Annotated in this window: 21 protein-coding genes; 2 read left to right on the plus strand and 19 right to left on the minus strand. The window is 43.3% G+C overall.

What is annotated here, in order from left to right; genetic code table 11:
• Positions 1–245: 245 nt before the first annotated feature.
• The 12 genes from ODU46_RS01610 to ODU46_RS01665 form a co-directional block, all read right to left on the minus strand.
• Positions 246–776, minus strand: coding sequence for an ECF transporter S component (locus ODU46_RS01610; protein ID WP_044679714.1), 531 nt, complete (start codon positions 774–776; stop codon positions 246–248).
• Entirely contained in the window at positions 773–1,621 is an 849-nt protein-coding gene (locus ODU46_RS01615) for a pyridoxamine kinase (protein WP_044693637.1), read from the minus strand. Before ODU46_RS01615 ends, ODU46_RS01610 begins: the two co-directional genes overlap by 4 nt.
• A 350-nt stretch (positions 1,622–1,971) precedes the next feature.
• Positions 1,972–2,661 (minus strand): 5'-methylthioadenosine/adenosylhomocysteine nucleosidase, encoded by a 690-nt coding sequence (locus tag ODU46_RS01620; RefSeq protein ID WP_398579137.1) that lies wholly within the window; start codon positions 2,659–2,661, stop codon positions 1,972–1,974.
• Between the two features lie 8 nt (positions 2,662–2,669).
• Positions 2,670–2,990: a cell wall synthase accessory phosphoprotein MacP gene (macP, locus tag ODU46_RS01625; RefSeq protein ID WP_002936700.1), complete on the minus strand. Its 321-nt coding sequence runs from the start codon at positions 2,988–2,990 to the stop codon at positions 2,670–2,672.
• A gap of 10 nt (positions 2,991–3,000) precedes the next feature.
• The gene (locus ODU46_RS01630) at positions 3,001–3,546 is read right to left on the minus strand and encodes an NUDIX hydrolase (RefSeq protein WP_043025385.1); all 546 of its coding nucleotides are present in this window, start codon (positions 3,544–3,546) and stop codon (positions 3,001–3,003) included.
• A gap of 8 nt (positions 3,547–3,554) precedes the next feature.
• The gene (gene glmU / locus ODU46_RS01635; protein WP_024411955.1) at positions 3,555–4,937 is read right to left on the minus strand and encodes a bifunctional UDP-N-acetylglucosamine diphosphorylase/glucosamine-1-phosphate N-acetyltransferase GlmU; all 1,383 of its coding nucleotides are present in this window, start codon (positions 4,935–4,937) and stop codon (positions 3,555–3,557) included.
• A 313-nt stretch (positions 4,938–5,250) separates the two neighbouring features.
• Positions 5,251–5,565, minus strand: a complete 315-nt coding sequence (locus tag ODU46_RS01640) for a hypothetical protein (protein ID WP_136628137.1) — start codon at positions 5,563–5,565, stop codon at positions 5,251–5,253.
• Between the two features lie 64 nt (positions 5,566–5,629).
• Positions 5,630–6,103 (minus strand): ASCH domain-containing protein, encoded by a 474-nt coding sequence (locus ODU46_RS01645; protein ID WP_318802845.1) that lies wholly within the window; start codon positions 6,101–6,103, stop codon positions 5,630–5,632.
• Positions 6,104–6,114: 11 nt separating this feature from the next.
• Positions 6,115–7,383 carry an RtcB family protein gene (locus ODU46_RS01650; protein ID WP_398579138.1) on the minus strand — a complete coding sequence of 423 codons (1,269 nt, stop codon included), beginning with the start codon at positions 7,381–7,383 and terminating at the stop codon, positions 6,115–6,117.
• Positions 7,373–7,930 carry a GNAT family N-acetyltransferase gene (locus ODU46_RS01655; protein ID WP_398579139.1) on the minus strand — a complete coding sequence of 186 codons (558 nt, stop codon included), beginning with the start codon at positions 7,928–7,930 and terminating at the stop codon, positions 7,373–7,375. The genes ODU46_RS01650 and ODU46_RS01655 overlap by 11 nt, the downstream gene beginning before the upstream one ends.
• 12 nt (positions 7,931–7,942) lie before the next feature.
• On the minus strand, positions 7,943–8,641 hold the full coding sequence (locus tag ODU46_RS01660) for a 3-oxoacyl-ACP reductase (RefSeq protein WP_318802850.1): 699 nt from the start codon (positions 8,639–8,641) through the stop codon (positions 7,943–7,945).
• Complete coding sequence (locus tag ODU46_RS01665; protein WP_004194840.1) at positions 8,634–8,870, minus strand: DUF2829 domain-containing protein; 237 nt, start codon at positions 8,868–8,870, stop codon at positions 8,634–8,636. Before ODU46_RS01665 ends, ODU46_RS01660 begins: the two co-directional genes overlap by 8 nt.
• Before the next feature lie 340 nt (positions 8,871–9,210).
• Between ODU46_RS01665 and ODU46_RS01670 the strand changes: the two genes are divergently transcribed.
• Positions 9,211–9,303 (plus strand): type I toxin-antitoxin system Fst family toxin, encoded by a 93-nt coding sequence (locus tag ODU46_RS01670; protein ID WP_109371243.1) that lies wholly within the window; start codon positions 9,211–9,213, stop codon positions 9,301–9,303.
• A 319-nt stretch (positions 9,304–9,622) separates the two neighbouring features.
• On the opposite strand, the gene ODU46_RS01675 is transcribed toward ODU46_RS01670, so the two are convergent.
• From ODU46_RS01675 to ODU46_RS01705, 7 genes are all read right to left on the minus strand, one after another.
• A complete protein-coding gene (locus ODU46_RS01675; RefSeq protein WP_398579140.1) occupies positions 9,623–10,417 on the minus strand; it encodes a hypothetical protein in 795 nt (264 codons plus the stop codon).
• A gap of 1 nt (position 10,418) precedes the next feature.
• The gene (locus ODU46_RS01680; protein ID WP_029179536.1) at positions 10,419–10,736 is read right to left on the minus strand and encodes a PadR family transcriptional regulator; all 318 of its coding nucleotides are present in this window, start codon (positions 10,734–10,736) and stop codon (positions 10,419–10,421) included.
• Positions 10,733–10,897 carry a hypothetical protein gene (locus ODU46_RS01685; RefSeq protein WP_170241524.1) on the minus strand — a complete coding sequence of 55 codons (165 nt, stop codon included), beginning with the start codon at positions 10,895–10,897 and terminating at the stop codon, positions 10,733–10,735. The genes ODU46_RS01680 and ODU46_RS01685 overlap by 4 nt, the downstream gene beginning before the upstream one ends.
• Positions 10,898–11,084: 187 nt before the next feature.
• Positions 11,085–13,088: an ABC transporter permease gene (locus tag ODU46_RS01690; RefSeq protein ID WP_398579141.1), complete on the minus strand. Its 2,004-nt coding sequence runs from the start codon at positions 13,086–13,088 to the stop codon at positions 11,085–11,087.
• A gap of 1 nt (position 13,089) precedes the next feature.
• A complete protein-coding gene (locus tag ODU46_RS01695) occupies positions 13,090–13,848 on the minus strand; it encodes an ABC transporter ATP-binding protein (protein WP_398579142.1) in 759 nt (252 codons plus the stop codon).
• Between the two features lie 95 nt (positions 13,849–13,943).
• Positions 13,944–14,936 carry a sensor histidine kinase gene (locus ODU46_RS01700; protein ID WP_398579143.1) on the minus strand — a complete coding sequence of 331 codons (993 nt, stop codon included), beginning with the start codon at positions 14,934–14,936 and terminating at the stop codon, positions 13,944–13,946.
• A complete protein-coding gene (locus tag ODU46_RS01705) occupies positions 14,929–15,612 on the minus strand; it encodes a response regulator transcription factor (RefSeq protein ID WP_002936735.1) in 684 nt (227 codons plus the stop codon). The genes ODU46_RS01700 and ODU46_RS01705 overlap by 8 nt, the downstream gene beginning before the upstream one ends.
• Before the next feature lie 169 nt (positions 15,613–15,781).
• Here ODU46_RS01705 and ODU46_RS01710 point away from each other — a divergent pair, with 169 nt between their 5' ends.
• A complete protein-coding gene (locus tag ODU46_RS01710) occupies positions 15,782–16,969 on the plus strand; it encodes a DUF2974 domain-containing protein (RefSeq protein ID WP_398579144.1) in 1,188 nt (395 codons plus the stop codon).
• Positions 16,970–16,977: the final 8 nt, after the last annotated feature.

A 16,977-nucleotide genomic window follows, 5' to 3' on the forward strand; every position in this document is an offset into this window, starting at 1 on the left:
ATAATAACACATTTAAGATGAGCTGGCAAGCTTCCTGAAAAAGCTATCTAATCGCGGAAAAACCCTTATTTGTCCATGTTTTCAATGCATTTTTATACATTTTCATAAAAAAATTAAATAAAATTGATACCGATAACAATTTTAAAAATCTATTCAAATTGAGCCAAAATATAAAATACAACAATAAAAGTACCCCCATTGAAATACCTTGTATTCAATGAGCGTACTTTAACACTTTATATAAATTATTTTCTCTTATATAACTTTTTACATACCTGATAAAGAATAGGTACAGCAATGATGGTCGTAATTGCAGTGCCATAGGTTCCTAAAATCCTACCCAAAGCAGCTAAAAGTGATGCTGATGGCGTTAGTCCACCGACTAAACTCCCCGTCAATGTGTACTTCAACAGGTTTAAGATAATTTTTGTGAGGGCTGCAACTATCCCAACCAACATAATATTTGATAGACTATCGTTTGCCTGTAGGAATTTCTCATAAAATAAGTGGAGGACAAAACAGACAATGAGTGATTCTAGAATGGTAATCCAAGCAACGGAAGCATATCCCGACAGTAAATCAAAGATGCCTAGACCGAGTGAGGCTGCCAATGCCCCTTTTTTGGAACCAAAGATTAGTACTCCTACTACCACCAGAGCATTGCCTAGATGGACAAATTGACTCCCAAAAGGAATACGAATAAAGAAGACAACCACACAAATAAGGGCTGCAAATAAACTAACTTCGGTTAATTGACGCAATTGATTCTGTTTCATAATTTCTCCTTTAATGTTTGAAATGCCTGCTGTAATTCTGCTAGAAAAGGTTCAAAGGAAATCCCAAATTTCAAGTCTCTATCCAAAGCGAGAGTACGCTCTAAACTCTTGTCAATAAATTCTAAAGCTAGAGGGATGGCTTGATGGAGATTGATTTGTTGGATGGTTGCTACAGCCAACAAGGTAGATAGAATGTCACCTGTTCCAAAGAAATTTGCTGGATATTTTTTAGACATATAGGTAGTTATTTTCCCTGTTTCCTGCTGAAAATAGGCCACACCTATTTGGCTATCATCAAAGGAAATCCCTGTCAGTACAATATCTGCTGATACCTGCTCTGCTAAAGCTTCCAGTAAGTCCTCAATAGCCGCCCTATCGTAGCAAGCTCCCAAATAATCCCTCCCTGTCAAAAAAGCTGCCTCTGTTACATTGGGGAGAATGAGCTTGGCCGACTGAATCAATTCTTTCATGGCTTCTACATAGGTAGGGGTGAAACCTGTATACAACTTCCCTCCATCCCCCATGACCGGATCAACAATCAACGATGTCTCTGTTTGTTTAGCATACATAGCCAATTGACTTAGTTGCTGAGGATTTCTACAGTAGCCAGACAAGATGCCTGCCAACTCCAAATTCAAGTTCTTCCACTGTTCAAAATAGGCTCGATTCAAGTCAGTCATATCTTTAACGACAACATCTGGAAAACCACCCGTATGAGAAGAAAGTAGTACCGTTGGTAAAAGAATCGTTTCTACCTGACAGGCTGCTGCAATTGGGATGCTAGTGGCTAGGGCAACCTTGCCCACACCAGGCAAATCATTTGCAAGCAATAATCGCTGAACCATAACAACCTCCTAAATTATTTTTCTTAAACAAAATTGTAAAGTATTTTCACGAGCTTTTCAATAACTCTTATCAGAAATTGTATGGGGACAGATGGCTGAAACCTTATAATATCGGGCTCAAATCACTGCATAAGAAAAACAGTAACAACTTTTTGCTACTGTCATCCTTTTCAATGTATTGTTGTCAAAATCTGCTTATACTCAATGAAAATCAAAAGTAGCCTAGGAAACGAAGCCGAAGATAGAACTCTGTTACTATCTTATTTCAAGGTAACAGGCTGAAAACCTCCACTGGAGCTTTTCACTCATCAAGGAAGTTGACAACGGATAATTTTGATTTTCGAAGAGTATTAATTTTTCTCCAGAAAGGCAATCAATGTCTGGGCAGAACGTTCTCCTGCTTGAATAATAAATTCATCAAAGGTGATATTGGCATCTCCCTGAGCTGTGTCACTCATGGCACGGATAACCAAGAATGGCTTACCTGTATTGACAGCTGCTTGAGCGATAGCTGCTCCTTCCATCTCTACGGCAAGGACTTCTGGAAAATGAGCTTTGATTGTAGCGATTCTCTCCTGACCTGCGATAAAACTGTCACCTGTCACAATCAGACCCACATGGCTAATCATTTCCTGCTCTGCTAAAACGGTTCTTAGCTGTTCTAACAAGACTTGGTCTGCTGGATAATACAATTCCTGCCCTGCCATTTGCCCGTAAGCATAGCCGAAAGCCGTCACATCCACATCGTGGTAAGCCAATTGATTCGCTACAACCACATCACCGATGGCAATACCATCAGCAACAGCACCAGCTGAGCCAGTATTAACAATGACATCAACCGAAAAACGATCTGCCAAAACAGCCACGGACATAGCTGACATAACCTTACCGATACCTGACTGAACAAGAACGACTTCATGTTGACCGATTCGTCCCTGATAGTAAGTTCGACCCAAGACATCGATTTCAGTTGCATCTTGTAGATGCTCGACCAAAATCTTTAATTCCTGAGGCATGGCTGCGATAATTCCAAATTTCATCTCTTCTCCTAAATAAATAATACTGCAATGATAAACATTATCAGTAAGATGATGACCCAAAAAAGGATTTTGTTTACCTTACTGCGGAAAGCTTCTCGCTTGATGGTTTCGATACGGCGACTTTTTACTACAGTAGGTTTGACCGGGATTCGGATCGTTTGTCCCTCTTCATATCCCTGATAATCTTCTTCTAGATATGGATCGAATAGAGCATCATCCATTGATATATCCTGGTTTGGACGATAGTGTCCAAACTGGCTAGATTGGTCGGAATACTGTTTCTTTTTCACTTTCTCTAAAATTTCATCCGTCAACAAGGGCTTGCCCATTGCTAGTTTCCTACTTTCTCATGAGTTGTAAATATTGGATAGCCATGATGGTCTTTGCATCACAAATATCGCCAGTAGCCAACAAGTTCAAAGCCTCTTCCAAGGTTACCTCATGTAATTCGATAACCTCATCTTCATCCATTGGACGAGGATTTTCAACCTTGATAAGGTTATCTGCTAAATAAAGGCGAATTCGTTCATTACAAAAACCGATAGCTGAGTAAAAGTCTGCCAACAAGGTCAGTTTGTCACTAGTATAGCCTGTTTCTTCTTCTAATTCACGCAAAGCAGCATCTTCAAGCGTATCTTCTTCGCCCAGCTCCAATTTCCCCGCCGGAATTTCATAAATAGTACGTTCAATAGCCTTGCGGTATTGTTTGACTAAAATCATTTTACCTTCTGGTGTGACGGCTAAAACGCAAACTGCTCCCTTGTGGAAAATGAGTTCGCGCTTACCAGTTCCACCATTTGGCAGGGCAACATCATCTACTACTACATCAAAAATGTGCCCTTTAAAAATTTCTGTCCGCTCAATGGTTTTTTCTTCAAAATTCATACGATTACCTATTTTTGACTTGGATGGAACGGAAAACGAGTCGCATAACCTTCTTTGTTTTCTTGACGACCACGACCAATACCGATGGCATCCTCTGGAATATCTTTTGTAATAACAGAACCTGCAGCCAACAAGGCATTGTCCCCAATAGTTACTGGTGCGATAATGGTTGAGTTAGAGCCAACAAAGGCATTATCTCCAACGGTTGTTTTAAATTTATTTTTACCGTCGTAATTGACAGTGATGGTGCCAGCACCAACGTTAACATTATTGCCAATCGTTGCATTTCCTAGGTAGGTCAAATGACCAGACTTCGTTCCTTGACCAAGTGTAGAGGCCTTGATTTCCACAAAGTTTCCAACGTGAACATCTTTTTTCAAAAGACTACCTGGACGAATATGGGCGTATGGTCCTACCGTCACCCCTTCTTCAATGACAGATTCTTCAATGTCTGAGTTGCTGATGACGACATCTGCTGCAATTTTCGCATCGCGTACACGAGTACCATTGGTTAAGACAGTGCGTTCACCAATCACCGTTTGACCTTTCAAGACAACATTAGCTTCGATAACAGCTTCTGCGCCAATCTCAACATCAATATCAATATAGGTAGCATCTGGGTTGATAAATGTCACACCATTGACCATGTGTTTTTCATTGATTCGTTTGCGCATCACAGCTTCTGCAGTCGCAAGAGCGACACGGTCATTGACACCCAAACTTTCATCAAAATCACGCAATACATAGGCACCAACCTTCTCGCCTGCCTGACGGAAAATCGAAATAACATCTGTCAGATAGTACTCACCTTGGGCATTATCCGTATTTATGTCTTTAAGCGCTTCAAAAAGACGTTTATTATCAAACAAGTAGGTTCCTGTATTGATTTCTTTCACTTGTTTTTCAAAGTCGTTGGCATCTTTTTGCTCAACAATTTTTTGCACTTCCCCATCAGCATTGCGAATAATCCGACCATATCCGAATGGGTTATCAGCCTGAGCTGTCAAGATAGTCGCAACGTTCTTGTGGCTGACATGGAAGTTAATGAGGTTCTTCAAGCTTTCTCCTGTAATCAGCGGTGTATCCCCTGCGATAACAAGGGTCTGACCTTCCAAACCTGCAAGAGCTGGCTCAGCCATCATAACGGCGTGACCTGTCCCCAACTGTTCAGATTGAAGTGCAAACTCTGACTGCCCTTCGAGAACAGTCTGCACCAATTCCGCCTTGTGACCGACAATGGTTACTGTTTTAGCAGGTTCCATAGCATCTACAGCCCGTTTGACATGCTCCAACATGGTAATTCCTGCCACTTTGTGTAAGACCTTTGGCAAGTCAGACTTCATGCGAGTTCCCTTACCCGCCGCTAGGATAATTGCATAGTTATTGCTCATAGTTTTCTCTCTTTTCAATGATATACTCCTATTATAGCAAATTTTGATGTTTTTGGAAAATAGCGGAAGAAGTGAAATAGAACTCGACAAAATGCAAAGTATCCCTCTCACTTCCAAGCATCTAGTCTGGGCTAACTGTAGTCCCTGAATGATGTGAACCTACTACCGCCAACTTCCCAACTTTTTCCTCACTTTTACCTTTCTAGGTTTAGGCTGAAACACTTCACTGAATAGCCTAAAACCACTGGACTGTTTTGATGCCAGGTTCAAGGAAGATGCTACAATCTAGGATAGAAAAAGGAGCCTGAGCTCCTTAGATTGTTAAATGAAGGCCTCGTTGACCATCTTCTCTTGCTTTCTCTGTCAAGGCTTTAAACTCTTCCCAAACAGGGCGTTCTTGGTCTGTAAAACGGAGATTGGCTCCTGGAAGACTAGCCTTAGAAATGATCTGCACAAATCCTGACAAACTATTTGCCAAAGCCACTCCTTCCTTACTAGCCACATCTTCCTTGGCAACAAGCAAGGCCGACTGCAACTTCCCTGTCTTCTCTTTGCCAATCTCCTCCTCTTTTCCAGCAAGAATAGAAGAAAGCTGGTCCAATAAATTGATGACACGTTCCTTATTCATAGGAACCTCCTTGTTTAAGTTTATATTATTATAATATAAATAACTAAAATAATCAGGCAAGGATCTAATTTTTAGGGTAAACCAATTCAAATTCTTCACAGACGACCAGCATATCTCCTGAGAAGGACAGGCCTGCTTCTGCCAGCCAGATCGTGAAAAGCTCTTCATGAACCTGCCGCCAGTGGGTCAGACTTTTCGCTTTTATGTCAGACAAGTCACCTCCCTGACGGAACTCGCCTTCTTTATAGGCATGGTCCGCTGTCACTTGGGAAAAGGGCGTCACATAGACCTTGGTGGTCTGGATAATGCACACAGCCTGACCTTGTACGTCCAGAATGATGTCATAGCCACCAGCTCTTGGAATGTCTTCTCCCTCTACTGCGTAGAGTGCATGAGCAGAGCTGGTCGAGGTTTTGATGCCTTTAGTCACCAAGTCAGCCAGTCGATCAGCTTCCGCCCCAAAGGCCCAGGCCTCCGGCTCAGGACCTGCTTGGGGATTGATTGCAAGAAATTCTTGCCAAAGTTGTGTAGGGGTCATAGGGGGCCTTTCTAGTGTGCTTTGAAATTGTAAACTGGCTTGACAATCGTTTCAATCGTTACTGTGTCTTTTATATTCTCAACGATTTCATCTAAGGGCTTATAAACACTTGGAGCCTCGTCTAGCGTTGCTTCACCGATAGAGGTTGAATAAATCCCCTGCATACTTTCCTTGAAGTCCGCCAATTGTACCTGTTGTCTTGCCTGCGTTCTACTAAGCAAGCGACCTGCACCATGCGGGGCAGAAAAATTCCAATCTGGATTTCCCTTACCTTTGGCAAAAATAGAGCCGTCTTTCATATTGATAGGAATAATCAGACGTTCATTTTTCTGTGCAGAAGTTGCACCTTTACGAACAATACCAGCCTCTATGTCAACATAATTGTGCATGGATTCAAAGCCGTCCTTCACCTGAAAATTAAACTCTTTCACTAGGGCATCTAACATCAATTTTCGATTCAGACTGGAGAAAACTTGGGCAATGTGAACATCGTTAAGGTAGTCTTCTAACAAGTCCCCTGTTAGATACTCTAAACCTGGACTGGCAGGAACAAACACTTCTGGAAATTCTGATAAGATTTCCTGTATTTCTGAAGTGATTTTTTCCTCCTTCCAAGCCAGTTTGACTGACTGAATCTCCGATTGACGATTTGTTCTTTTCAAGGTATCTACTAGAAAATCAAATTGTCTTGTTCTATGCCGCTCTTTTTCTGCACCTGCAATCTGTTGGTGATGATTTGCCACCAAAACACCGAGATAACGTGACCCTGAATGAACGGTAATCCAGTAATCTCCCTCATCATCACACCCCAGTTCATAGAAATGATTTCCTCCACCCAAGGTACCTAGCGAACACGAAATCCGTTCTCTTTGTTGAGCACTTAAGGAAAAAGTCAAACCGTCTAAGAGCTGATTAATTTCTTCTTGAGGCAGTAAGGGTTTCTGGTGAACGCGGTGACCAGCAGGAACTAGACGATGCACTGCCTCATCAAAGACACTTAAATCTAGCTGCGACTGGACTCCAATATTGACGGTCCGCATGGAACAACCAATATCAACGCCCACAACATTCGGACAAATCTTCCAATCCTTCCGATTTTCTGGCAATCGAATCGTGGTACCGATTGTCGCGCCTTTTCCGTAATGTACATCCGGCATAATCCGTACTTGAGTTTGTTCCGTAATCGCATTGTCTAACATTTTCTCAATTTGTTCAACGGCACCTTGGTCAATATTGTCTGTAAAGACTTTGGCCAAGCCATTTTTTCCTTTAATTTCCATAATGCTCCTCTCTTTCTAACCACAACTCTCTCGTCAATAAACTCACTCGTTCGGTACGAACTTCATCAATGAGCGGGAAATGTACATCTTCCAAGAGGTATTGGTGTTCAAAACCCAGCTTTTCTTGGACACGTAGGGACTTGCTATTTTCTACAAATGCACAACACCAAATCTTATCTAAACTCAACTGGGCAAATCCGTAATCCAGTAAAACTTGACTAGCTTCTGGAATGAGACCCTGTCCCCAAAACGATTGACCAAGCCAATAGCCCAGTTCGGCTTCTGAATCAGGTAAATCAAGACCACTCTGTTTGCCAATCATCAGGCCAATGCTGCCAATTACCTGTCCTGTTTCTTTCAGGACTAAGGCATAGGTTTCGGGCTGACTCAGGACAGTCTTGATGATTCCTTGACTTTCTTCCGCGCTCTGATGAACAGGCCAACCCGCTGCGGGTCCCACATCTGGATGACTGGCCTGAGAAAATAAGTTAGTTGCATCTGTTTCACCCCAAGGGCGGAGCACCAGACGATTGGTTTCTAACATCATAAAATTTCCTCGCTACTTCAAACTCCAGCCACCGTCAATGGTGATAATTTGGCCTTGCATGGAGGCGAATTTGCCAGTAGCCAGCATGAAGGTCAGCTCTGCGATTTCGCTGGGCTGGGTCCAGCGTCCGATAGGGGTCTGGTCTGCCACCCAGTCGGCTAATCCCCCTGGCTCAAAATCTTTCTGGGTCATGCCTGTCTGGACGGCACCAGGGGCAATGCCAAAGACCTGGACCTTGTCCTTGGCATAGTCCAGTGCCAGCTGCTTGGTAAATCCTGCCAAAGCGTGCTTGGAGGCAGTATAGGCTGAGCCTCCTCCACCTGCTAGACTGGAGGCAATGGAGCACATATTGATAATGATGCCCGACTGTCTGTCCACCATTTGCTGCAGATAGGGACGGGTCAGTCTGGTCACCGCAAAAAAATTCACCGCAAAGATGCGAGCTAATTCATCCTCCTCAATATCGAGGTGGGTTCGGTAATCGTCTAGAATGCCTGCGGTGTTACAGAGGACGTCGACTGTCTGGCACCAGGAAAAGACTGGGCTTAAATCATCAGCCAGGTCCAGCTGTAGAAAGTGGAAATCCCCTGGCAAATCAGGCTTGCTGGCCTGGTCAATCCCGTAGACACGCCAGCCATTTTCCAAAAAAATCCTTGCCTGAGCTAGTCCGATGCCACTGGAAACGCCTGTGATGAGGGCTGTCTTAGTCATGGACTTCTACCCAGTCGGTCGCAAGGACGTCACAAGGTGTCGGGCTCCACATGGAGAATCCTTCGCCCTCGCCTGTCACGTTGATGAGGAAATAGGGGGTCGCCTCCAGCTTTTGTCCGTGTACCTCAATGGTGTCAAAGAGCTGGACGTAGTTCTCCGCTCCGCCCCAGCCTGTGCGAACGTACTTTTTCTTGGCCTTGAGGCCTGGTAAAATCTCTTCAAATGTCATGGTTTACTCCTTTGTTGTTTATAAATCTTGATTTAATAAGGTTTCTGTAACCTTGTAATGCGTTGATTTAGTAATTTGTTCACCCTCGTATTCACCCTAGAGATTATTGATGGCTTTTTTGTAATATGAAACAGCATCTTTTTTCTGCAGGTCATCTTCTGTCTCCTATTTTACTGGATATTCCGTTTAAACAGGGGTGCTTCTTGCTAGAAAGCAGAAAATATCCATAATTTGATTAAAAAGAAACAAATAGGGATGAATTCGAGCGATTGAAAGGTCAATCGGTATTCTGATATACTTTCCTTGCCCCTTTGGGATAGAAAGGGGGTGAAGTGTTCTAATGGAACTTTTTATCATCACGTTTGTTGCTCCTTTGCTGGTATCTATCCTGACAGCATTGTTTGAGTATTGGCTCAACTCACGCAACAAATAACCCTAGGGCATAGCTTGAAAAAGCTTAGAGCCAAAAAGAAAACCCTCAACGCTGCAACGTTGGGGGCTTTTTGTGTTCCTTTGGAACTCTCATCATCATTACTTAGAGTATAGCACCCCTTTATTCAATTGTCAAATGGTTTATTTACGTTAGCTATTCATAGACTATCTCTGAATTGGCAAAATATAGTCTAGTATAAGAATACCCCCGCAGTTTACCTGACACGAGGGGCTAGCATAACGCGCCGAAGGTGACTTCTTATTTCCAGTCTATCAATCGAACCCTATAAACCTCACTCTATTATACCAAAATATGCCTCCTATTTCTTTTTCCTCACCAACAAAACCGCAGTTCCAATCCAAAAGGCCATGGCTGGAAGAATGACCAACATCAGATTGAGCCAAACTGGGACGGTCATGACCATATTTACCACACCGCCAACAATCATAAAGAGATAGGTCGGTAAAAAGACATAGCGGACTAATTTTTCCTTTTGGAAAAATAGCAGAGCGAGACCGAGCAAGGTGAGTGGTACTAGTAGCCCCCAGCCAGTCAAGACTAAGTCAGGTTCCTTGGGCATTGCCCAGAGACGAAGTCCACAAATCACGAGAAAAAGAAGGGGGATGCAGAGAAAACTTGCCCAAACCTTGATTTTGCTGGTCTGGTAAATCAGACCACGAATGATGAGGAAAATCCCAGCGGGGAGGAGGAGGCTAAGTACCGCGTCGCATATCAGGTCCAGCCAGTTGAGGGAGATGGTTCCTGTCCCTGCAAAGTCCATTAGCCATTGGCTACCTAGATAGATGACCAGCATGAGGCCACTCAGATTGGCGACTTCAGAAAAACCAATGGGTGGGAGATAGCTGAGTAGGTCATCCGCCATCTGCTTGCTGTCTTTGCCCAGAAAATCCTCCGCCGAAAGCCCGTCTTTTTGGGCTTCCATCACATCTTGGTAAATAGACAAGAGCTGGGCAGTCACTGCTTCTTCCTGCCTATGAAAGACAGAGGCAATCATCATATAGCCATTGATACGGCCCATATACTCCTTGTTTTCCTTGGTCAACTGGCTTTCAATCACTTCAATCTGCTTGCGGTATTCCATTTGTTTGCTCATCTTATTCTCCTTTCAATCGCTGAACCTTTTGGACCAATTCCGTCCATTGGCTCCAAAAATCTTCTAGATAAGCCTTTCCCTGGTCTGTCAGATAAAAATACTTCCTATCAGGTCCATCTGGCGATGGCTTATTCTGACTAAGAATCAGGCTATTTTTTTCTAACTTCTGAAGGAGGGGATAGACTGTCCCTCCGACCATGTTTTCAAAGCCCTGATTTCTCAACTCCTGAACCAGCTCATAACCGTAAATTTCCCTTTGGCTGATTATTTGCAATACACAGCCATCCAGGACCCCCTTGAGCATCTGGGTTTCTTTCATAAGCCCTCCTCTTCCTCTGCAAAAAATCCAAACAGCAAGCCTGATGCTAACATGATGCCTAAGATCAAAATAGAATCCAAGGCCCAACCTGTTATAATCGCCGTCACAAGCGTGATGCCTGCTAGTTTCCAATTTTCCCGACTTTTCTTATCCAACTTCATACTGCCTCCCTACCTAGTTTGTAATACCGACTAGTTTGATAAAAATAAAAGTGATTTTCTTTGTCTTCTATCACTAGTTTGTTTTACCTATTAGCTTTGTATCTATAGTATAACACAAGGTTGCTAGTATGTAAAACAAAATAGTTAAAATTTGTAAAGAAAATAAAAAACTTGGGTCACCCCAAGTTTAGGAAATAATCTGTTTGTAAGATCGTGTTGTGATGGCATAGACCACTAGGTAGAAGAGGAGATAGCCTCCACAGATGCCTGCTGTCACCTGCAACATAAGCCCTGCATTAACCACGCCTATAGACAAAAGAATGGATGATAGCATCTTGTAGGCAAAGGCAAGATGGACAAAGGCAAGTAGGATAGGTAGAAAAAAGACGGTCAGCAATTGCTTGCGAATGGACTGTCTCGTCTGATCCTCATCCAGACCAACCTTAGTCATAATGACGAAGCGATCTCTGTCTTCATAGCCTTCTGAAATCTGTTTGAAGTAAATCACCAGCACCACCGCCATCAAAAAGATGAGCGATAGCAAGAGGCCGATGAAGAAAAGTGAACCTGCAAAACTGAAGAAACCACGCATCGCATAGGCACGATAGGCCAGACTGATGGCGTTCGTTCCATTCGGTAATATATTGGACTCCCAAAGCTCACTTTCAAAACTTCCTGATAAAAAGGTGTCATGGCTATCTACCTGCTCTTCTTCTGATAGACTGCTTTCAAATCCCATATAATAGCGATTTTCGGCTTGATTTTCAAAAACAGCCAAGTCTTGAACAACAATGACCAGATACTGGCTGAGAAGGAAGGAACCATGGTCTGGTAGATGTCCTAAAGTCACATTCTTGGGCAAGACTTGGGCAACTTCCATCTCCTTTTCATCAAAGGTGAGGGTTTGACCAGCTTTATACTGGACTCCCTTACTAAAAATTGCCACTTGGTCAGATGCCAACTGGAGTGCTTCTCCTGTCATCTTTTCATAGCTGGCTTGATCAAGGACAAAACCGATCCCCACTCGATCAGAGAAATCCATACCAGCGGCCTCTTCATCCGTCAAAAATCTTACTTGCTGGTTTGTCACCTCAGAAAAATAGGCTTGCAGATAAGGATAGACTACCTTACTTTCAACTGGAATATCTGTCTCTTCTAAGATAGCTTCCGCCCACTCCTCCGTTTGTTCTTTTGAAGTGGTTGGTTGCATTCCAACATCGATCGAATAGTCATTTGGATTTTGATTGGCAATATAATCTTTGCCACCGATGTATATATTAAGTCCTCCAACCATAGTTACCAAGAACATACTGGAGAGGATGGTAATGGTCGCAAGGCCCAGAGCATTTTTCCGCATGCGAAAAATCAAGTTGGATACAGAAATAAAATTCTCAGGCTTGTAGTAATAGGTCTGACGGTTCTTTAGCCAGTTTAAGAGACTGATGACACCTGCGTGGAAGAGCAGGTAAGTCCCAAGGATAACCAGAAGAGTCGCTCCAAAGAAACTCGGAACCGCCTGAAAAGGATTGGTCACTAGCTGGGCAATGGCATAGCCTGACCCCAGTAAAATAATAGCTAAGAGGGTTTGTAGCCAGAGGAAGCCAGTTTTCTTATCCCCACGCTTCTTGCCCTGAACTAGTTTGAGCGAGTCGGTCAAGCCCAACTTCCCAATATTAAAGAGGCTGACCAAGGCGAAAATACCGAAGAGATAGATAAGTACAGTGACTAGACTTTTCAACTGGAAGGTTGAAGCCAGGACCACAGGCATCTGCATGGCTTTCAGCAAGAGCGCATAGAAGAGTTTATCTAGAGCCAGTCCCAAGAGCAAGCCAGATAGAATGGTACCGACTGAAAATACCAGATTTTCTAGGAAAGTCATCAAGAGAAGGTGTTTTTTCTCCAAGCCTAGGATACTATAGACACCGAACTCTTTTGACCGCTGCTTCATGACAAAACTATTGGCATAGAAGACCATGATGGCAACTGCCAACATGACTACAATCATACCGAAGCCCAAAACCATGGTTACCCCATTGGCTCCCTTGACCTGACCTAAATCAGGATGGAAGGCAAGCGCGGTGAAAATATAGGCAATGGCTGTGGACAAGATGGTCATCAGGGCATAGGGAAAATAGAGCCTGCAGTTCTTTTTGAGATTGGTCAGAGCCAATCGAAAGGTTAGTCCAAACATATTACTCACCTCGATTCGCCATGACTGTCAAGGTATCTGAAATCAGTTGGTACATCTCCTGATTGTTTCTTTCACCTCGGTAGATTTGATTGTAGAGGATCCCATCCTTGATAAAGAGGACCCGTTTGGCGCGACTGGCTGCCGCTGTTGAATGGGTTACCATCAAAATGGTTTGCCCATCTTGGTTGATTTTTTCAAAAATATCGAGAAGGGTTGCCGTTGATTTGGAATCGAGGGCTCCAGTCGGTTCATCCGCTAAGAGGATTTCTGGCTGGGTGATGATGGCACGCGCCACCGCAACTCGTTGCTGCTGACCGCCTGAAAGCTCATAGGGCATCTTGTCTTGCAAGGTCGCAATTCCCAGGCTATTAAGCGTATGAACCAGTCGCTTGTTCATCTCATCAATCGGATAGCGGGATAAAACCAGAGGTAAGAGCACATTATCCTTGACAGAGAGGGTGTCCAAGAGATTGAAATCTTGGAAGACAAAGCCCAATTTCTCCCGACGAAAGACTGCCGCTTCCTTGCTCTTGATAGACTGGGTATCCAATCCGTTAAGCAAGACCTTGCCCTGCGTTGGCTTATCAAGGGTTGCCAAAATATTGAGCAAGGTGGATTTTCCAGAACCAGACTCACCCATGATGGCGACATACTCACCCTTTTCCACTGTAAAATGAATATCCTTCAAAGCCTCAACCTGTCCCGCCTTAAAGAGAGAACTGTATATCTTTTGAACGTGTTGAACATCTAAAACTGACATAACTTGACTCCTTTTCTTTTTCTACCTTCATTCTACACGGTCCCAAGATAAACTACCATAGCCTTAGCTTTCATTTACATGACAGTTTTGTAAGATTAATCAAAAATCAACTCCACTACTTTGATACCGATTCGCACCTCTGTTCCCCGACCCACTTTTGATTTTAGCTTTAGGGAATAGCCCAGCTCCGCAGCAATTTTCCGTGAGAGATAGAGCCCCAGACCCGAAGATTGCTGGGTTCTGCGGCCATTGAAACCTGAGAAACCACGCTCAAAGACCCGTTCCAAGTCACTCTCAGCAATCCCAATTCCCGTATCCCGAATGACCAAATCATCTCCATCCAAAACAATCGAAATGGTCCCTTCCTGACAATACTTGAGGGCATTGGATAAAATTTGCTCTATCAACAGGCCCAGCCAGCGTTTATCTGTCTTTACGCTCCTATCCAGCTGCCCCAGATCCAGGCTGGTATTGGCCTGGATAAAAAAGAGGGAATATTTCTTGACCAGACATCTGACCAGCTCTTCCAAATTGACAGATTCAATAACCAAATCATCATGGAAGGATTGTAAACGGAGGTAGTTCAAGACCAGACCTGTGTATTGCTCAATCTTGAAGAGTTCTGATTCCAGTTGGTGACGGACTGGACTACTATCTACTTCCTTGACCAAGAGCTGACTGGCTGCAATAGGTGTTTTCATCTGGTGGGCCCAGAGGGTGTAGTAGTCGTCTAATTCTGTCTGTTCCTGTCTCTGTTTTTCTAGTATTTGCTTGTTCTGAACTTCTAGCCACTCCACTTTTTCCTGCAACAAACGCTCACTGGCTGTCCCAGTAGCCACTTTCTGACCACGCCAGATTTTTCCAAAGCGGGAAAATTCCCTGACAAAATCCCAGAGGAGGGCGAGAATCCAGCAGATAGTGAGCAGGGTGAGGGCGTAGAAAACCAAGTTTCTTTTGATGTCAAAGAGGCTACTATAAGCCAGAATAGCCACAGCAAAAACGGCGTAGGCTATCAGAAAAATCAAGCGATGACCAAGCCATGATGTCAAAAATCCTGGTACTAATGAGTCAAAATCATCCTTATTCATGTGTCCACACCAGGCCGTAGCCTACTCCTTTCTTGGTGGCAATCACATCTGGCAGACCCAGTTCTGCCAACTTTTTACGCAGGCGAGCAATGTTAACCGACAAAGTATTGTCATCCACAAAAATATCACTGTTCCAGAGTTCTCTCATCAGCTCCTCACGGCTGACCACTTCCTTGCCATGTTCAAAAAGCACCCGTAAAATCTGAAATTCATTTCGCGTCAGCTCTTCCACAACCTGTCCATAGGACACCTGCATGGTCTTTAAGTCTAAGGAAATCTCCTCAAACCAGAGTAAACTTTGTTCACCAACAAAGTCATAGGTTCTTCTGAGAAGCCCCTGTATTTTGGCCAGGAGAACCGTCATTTCAAAGGGCTTGGTCACATAGTCATCCGCCCCCATATTGATCGCCATAACAATATCCATTGGCTGGTCATGGGAAGATAAAAACATAATGGGCACACGGGATGTCTTGCGAATTTCCTGACACCAGTAATAGCCATTGAAAAAAGGCAGGCCAATATCCAGTAAAATCAAATGGGGCTGAAACTCTTCCATCTGTTCCAAAACCATCTGAAAATCCTTGACTTCTTGCACCTGGTAACCCCAGTTTATCAAGTTTTTAGCAACTAGTTGGCTAATCGTTTTATCGTCCTCGATAAGAAGAATTTTCTGCATAACTATCTCCTTTCATATCCCTACTATTTATTATAGCTTACATTGGAACAAATTTGAGTATTTTTATACATTTACACAAGAAGTAGACTATAAAACCAGGTCATCAGTGGTGCAAATTTGTCATTCCCCACATATTTCGTTATACTAGATAAAAAAGGAAAGGACTGCTATGCCGAATTTATTAACCTATATTGAAGAAACTCAATACGATAATTTTTATGATAAACCTATCAATAAGCTAGATATTCTGGCTCTGACCGAACTTTCCTACCTCCCTTTTGATAATCTGGTCCCCTACTCTTTTACAGAAAATGGTGTACGACTTGATCGGTTGGCAGCGGCCTTTGAAGAGACCTACAAAAATAATTTCCCTCCCTTTTCTATGGTGACCAAAAACCGCCTAGCCTTACTTGGACTTCTAGCCAAATCCAAACGCTTCAAATCTATCAAGGCATTTGGCTTCGTTGACGATTATCAGTTGGAACAGGAAAAGCAGTTTTCAGCAATCAGCTATCGCATTGACCGAAAAACGATTGTGACTTGCTTCAGGGGAACAGACGACACCATTATCGGTTGGAAGGAAGACTTCCACATGACCTATATGGATGAAATTCCTGCCCAACGTGCAGCGAGTGGCTACTTAGAAAAACTTATGATGCAGCAGATGGGCCATTTTTATCTGGCCGGTCATTCGAAAGGCGGAAATTTAGCCCTCTATGCAGCATGCCAGCAAGCTACAGACCAACAGGATAGAATCCTAGCTATCTATCCCTTTGATTCACCTGGCTTACACAAAAAACACTTGGAAGCACCTAGTTACCAAGCTATTCACCAACGGATTTTCCCCGTCATTCCCCAGAATTCAATTGTCGGTATGATGTTAGAAACACCAGAAAATGCTCAAATCGTTCAGAGTAATACCCTCGGCATTCTACAACACATCAGTTTTTCTTGGGAGGTTGACGGAAGCGACTTCAAACTAGCCCCTGCCCTGACCAGCGATAGCCTACAAACCGACCAAGCCTTAAAAACTTGGACGGCTAGTTTAACAGACGATGAATTACGAGACTTCTTCGATTTGTTTTTCGGCATCTTCATCAAAGCAGGAATTGAACGTTTTAGCGACATCACGGTAAATCCCCTACAGAAATTACAGGAAATTGATCGACTGAGAAAAGAAGTAGCTCCAGAAGAAGCTGAGATGATGGACAAACTCATTCGGCTACTCTTTGACACCCGCTACCAAATTTGGAGAGATAATCTCAACACTATCTTACCAAGTCCAGAAATTTCCTTACCCGATTGGCGAACTTTTTTTCAACGTTCGATAAATAATGAAGATAATCAAGAAAACTAGCTTAGAAT

The organism is Streptococcus sp. 2020WUSS089, assembly GCF_044427405.1.
In the GTDB taxonomy this organism is placed as follows: Bacteria; Bacillota; Bacilli; order Lactobacillales; family Streptococcaceae; genus Streptococcus; species Streptococcus hashimotonensis.

Coding starts and splice junctions, on each gene's coding strand:
- ODU46_RS01610 (WP_044679714.1), bottom strand. CDS start 776: ATGAAACAGAATCAATTGCGTCAATTAACCGAAGTTAGTTTATTTGCA.
- ODU46_RS01615 (WP_044693637.1), bottom strand. CDS start 1,621: ATGGTTCAGCGATTATTGCTTGCAAATGATTTGCCTGGTGTGGGCAAG.
- ODU46_RS01620 (WP_398579137.1), bottom strand. CDS start 2,661: ATGAAATTTGGAATTATCGCAGCCATGCCTCAGGAATTAAAGATTTTG.
- macP (WP_002936700.1), bottom strand. CDS start 2,990: ATGGGCAAGCCCTTGTTGACGGATGAAATTTTAGAGAAAGTGAAAAAG.
- ODU46_RS01630 (WP_043025385.1), bottom strand. CDS start 3,546: ATGAATTTTGAAGAAAAAACCATTGAGCGGACAGAAATTTTTAAAGGG.
- glmU (WP_024411955.1), bottom strand. CDS start 4,937: ATGAGCAATAACTATGCAATTATCCTAGCGGCGGGTAAGGGAACTCGC.
- ODU46_RS01640 (WP_136628137.1), bottom strand. CDS start 5,565: ATGAATAAGGAACGTGTCATCAATTTATTGGACCAGCTTTCTTCTATT.
- ODU46_RS01645 (WP_318802845.1), bottom strand. CDS start 6,103: ATGACCCCTACACAACTTTGGCAAGAATTTCTTGCAATCAATCCCCAA.
- ODU46_RS01650 (WP_398579138.1), bottom strand. CDS start 7,383: ATGGAAATTAAAGGAAAAAATGGCTTGGCCAAAGTCTTTACAGACAAT.
- ODU46_RS01655 (WP_398579139.1), bottom strand. CDS start 7,930: ATGATGTTAGAAACCAATCGTCTGGTGCTCCGCCCTTGGGGTGAAACA.
- ODU46_RS01660 (WP_318802850.1), bottom strand. CDS start 8,641: ATGACTAAGACAGCCCTCATCACAGGCGTTTCCAGTGGCATCGGACTA.
- ODU46_RS01665 (WP_004194840.1), bottom strand. CDS start 8,870: ATGACATTTGAAGAGATTTTACCAGGCCTCAAGGCCAAGAAAAAGTAC.
- ODU46_RS01670 (WP_109371243.1), top strand. CDS start 9,211: ATGGAACTTTTTATCATCACGTTTGTTGCTCCTTTGCTGGTATCTATC.
- ODU46_RS01675 (WP_398579140.1), bottom strand. CDS start 10,417: ATGAGCAAACAAATGGAATACCGCAAGCAGATTGAAGTGATTGAAAGC.
- ODU46_RS01680 (WP_029179536.1), bottom strand. CDS start 10,736: ATGAAAGAAACCCAGATGCTCAAGGGGGTCCTGGATGGCTGTGTATTG.
- ODU46_RS01685 (WP_170241524.1), bottom strand. CDS start 10,897: ATGAAGTTGGATAAGAAAAGTCGGGAAAATTGGAAACTAGCAGGCATC.
- ODU46_RS01690 (WP_398579141.1), bottom strand. CDS start 13,088: ATGTTTGGACTAACCTTTCGATTGGCTCTGACCAATCTCAAAAAGAAC.
- ODU46_RS01695 (WP_398579142.1), bottom strand. CDS start 13,848: ATGTCAGTTTTAGATGTTCAACACGTTCAAAAGATATACAGTTCTCTC.
- ODU46_RS01700 (WP_398579143.1), bottom strand. CDS start 14,936: ATGAATAAGGATGATTTTGACTCATTAGTACCAGGATTTTTGACATCA.
- ODU46_RS01705 (WP_002936735.1), bottom strand. CDS start 15,612: ATGCAGAAAATTCTTCTTATCGAGGACGATAAAACGATTAGCCAACTA.
- ODU46_RS01710 (WP_398579144.1), top strand. CDS start 15,782: ATGCCGAATTTATTAACCTATATTGAAGAAACTCAATACGATAATTTT.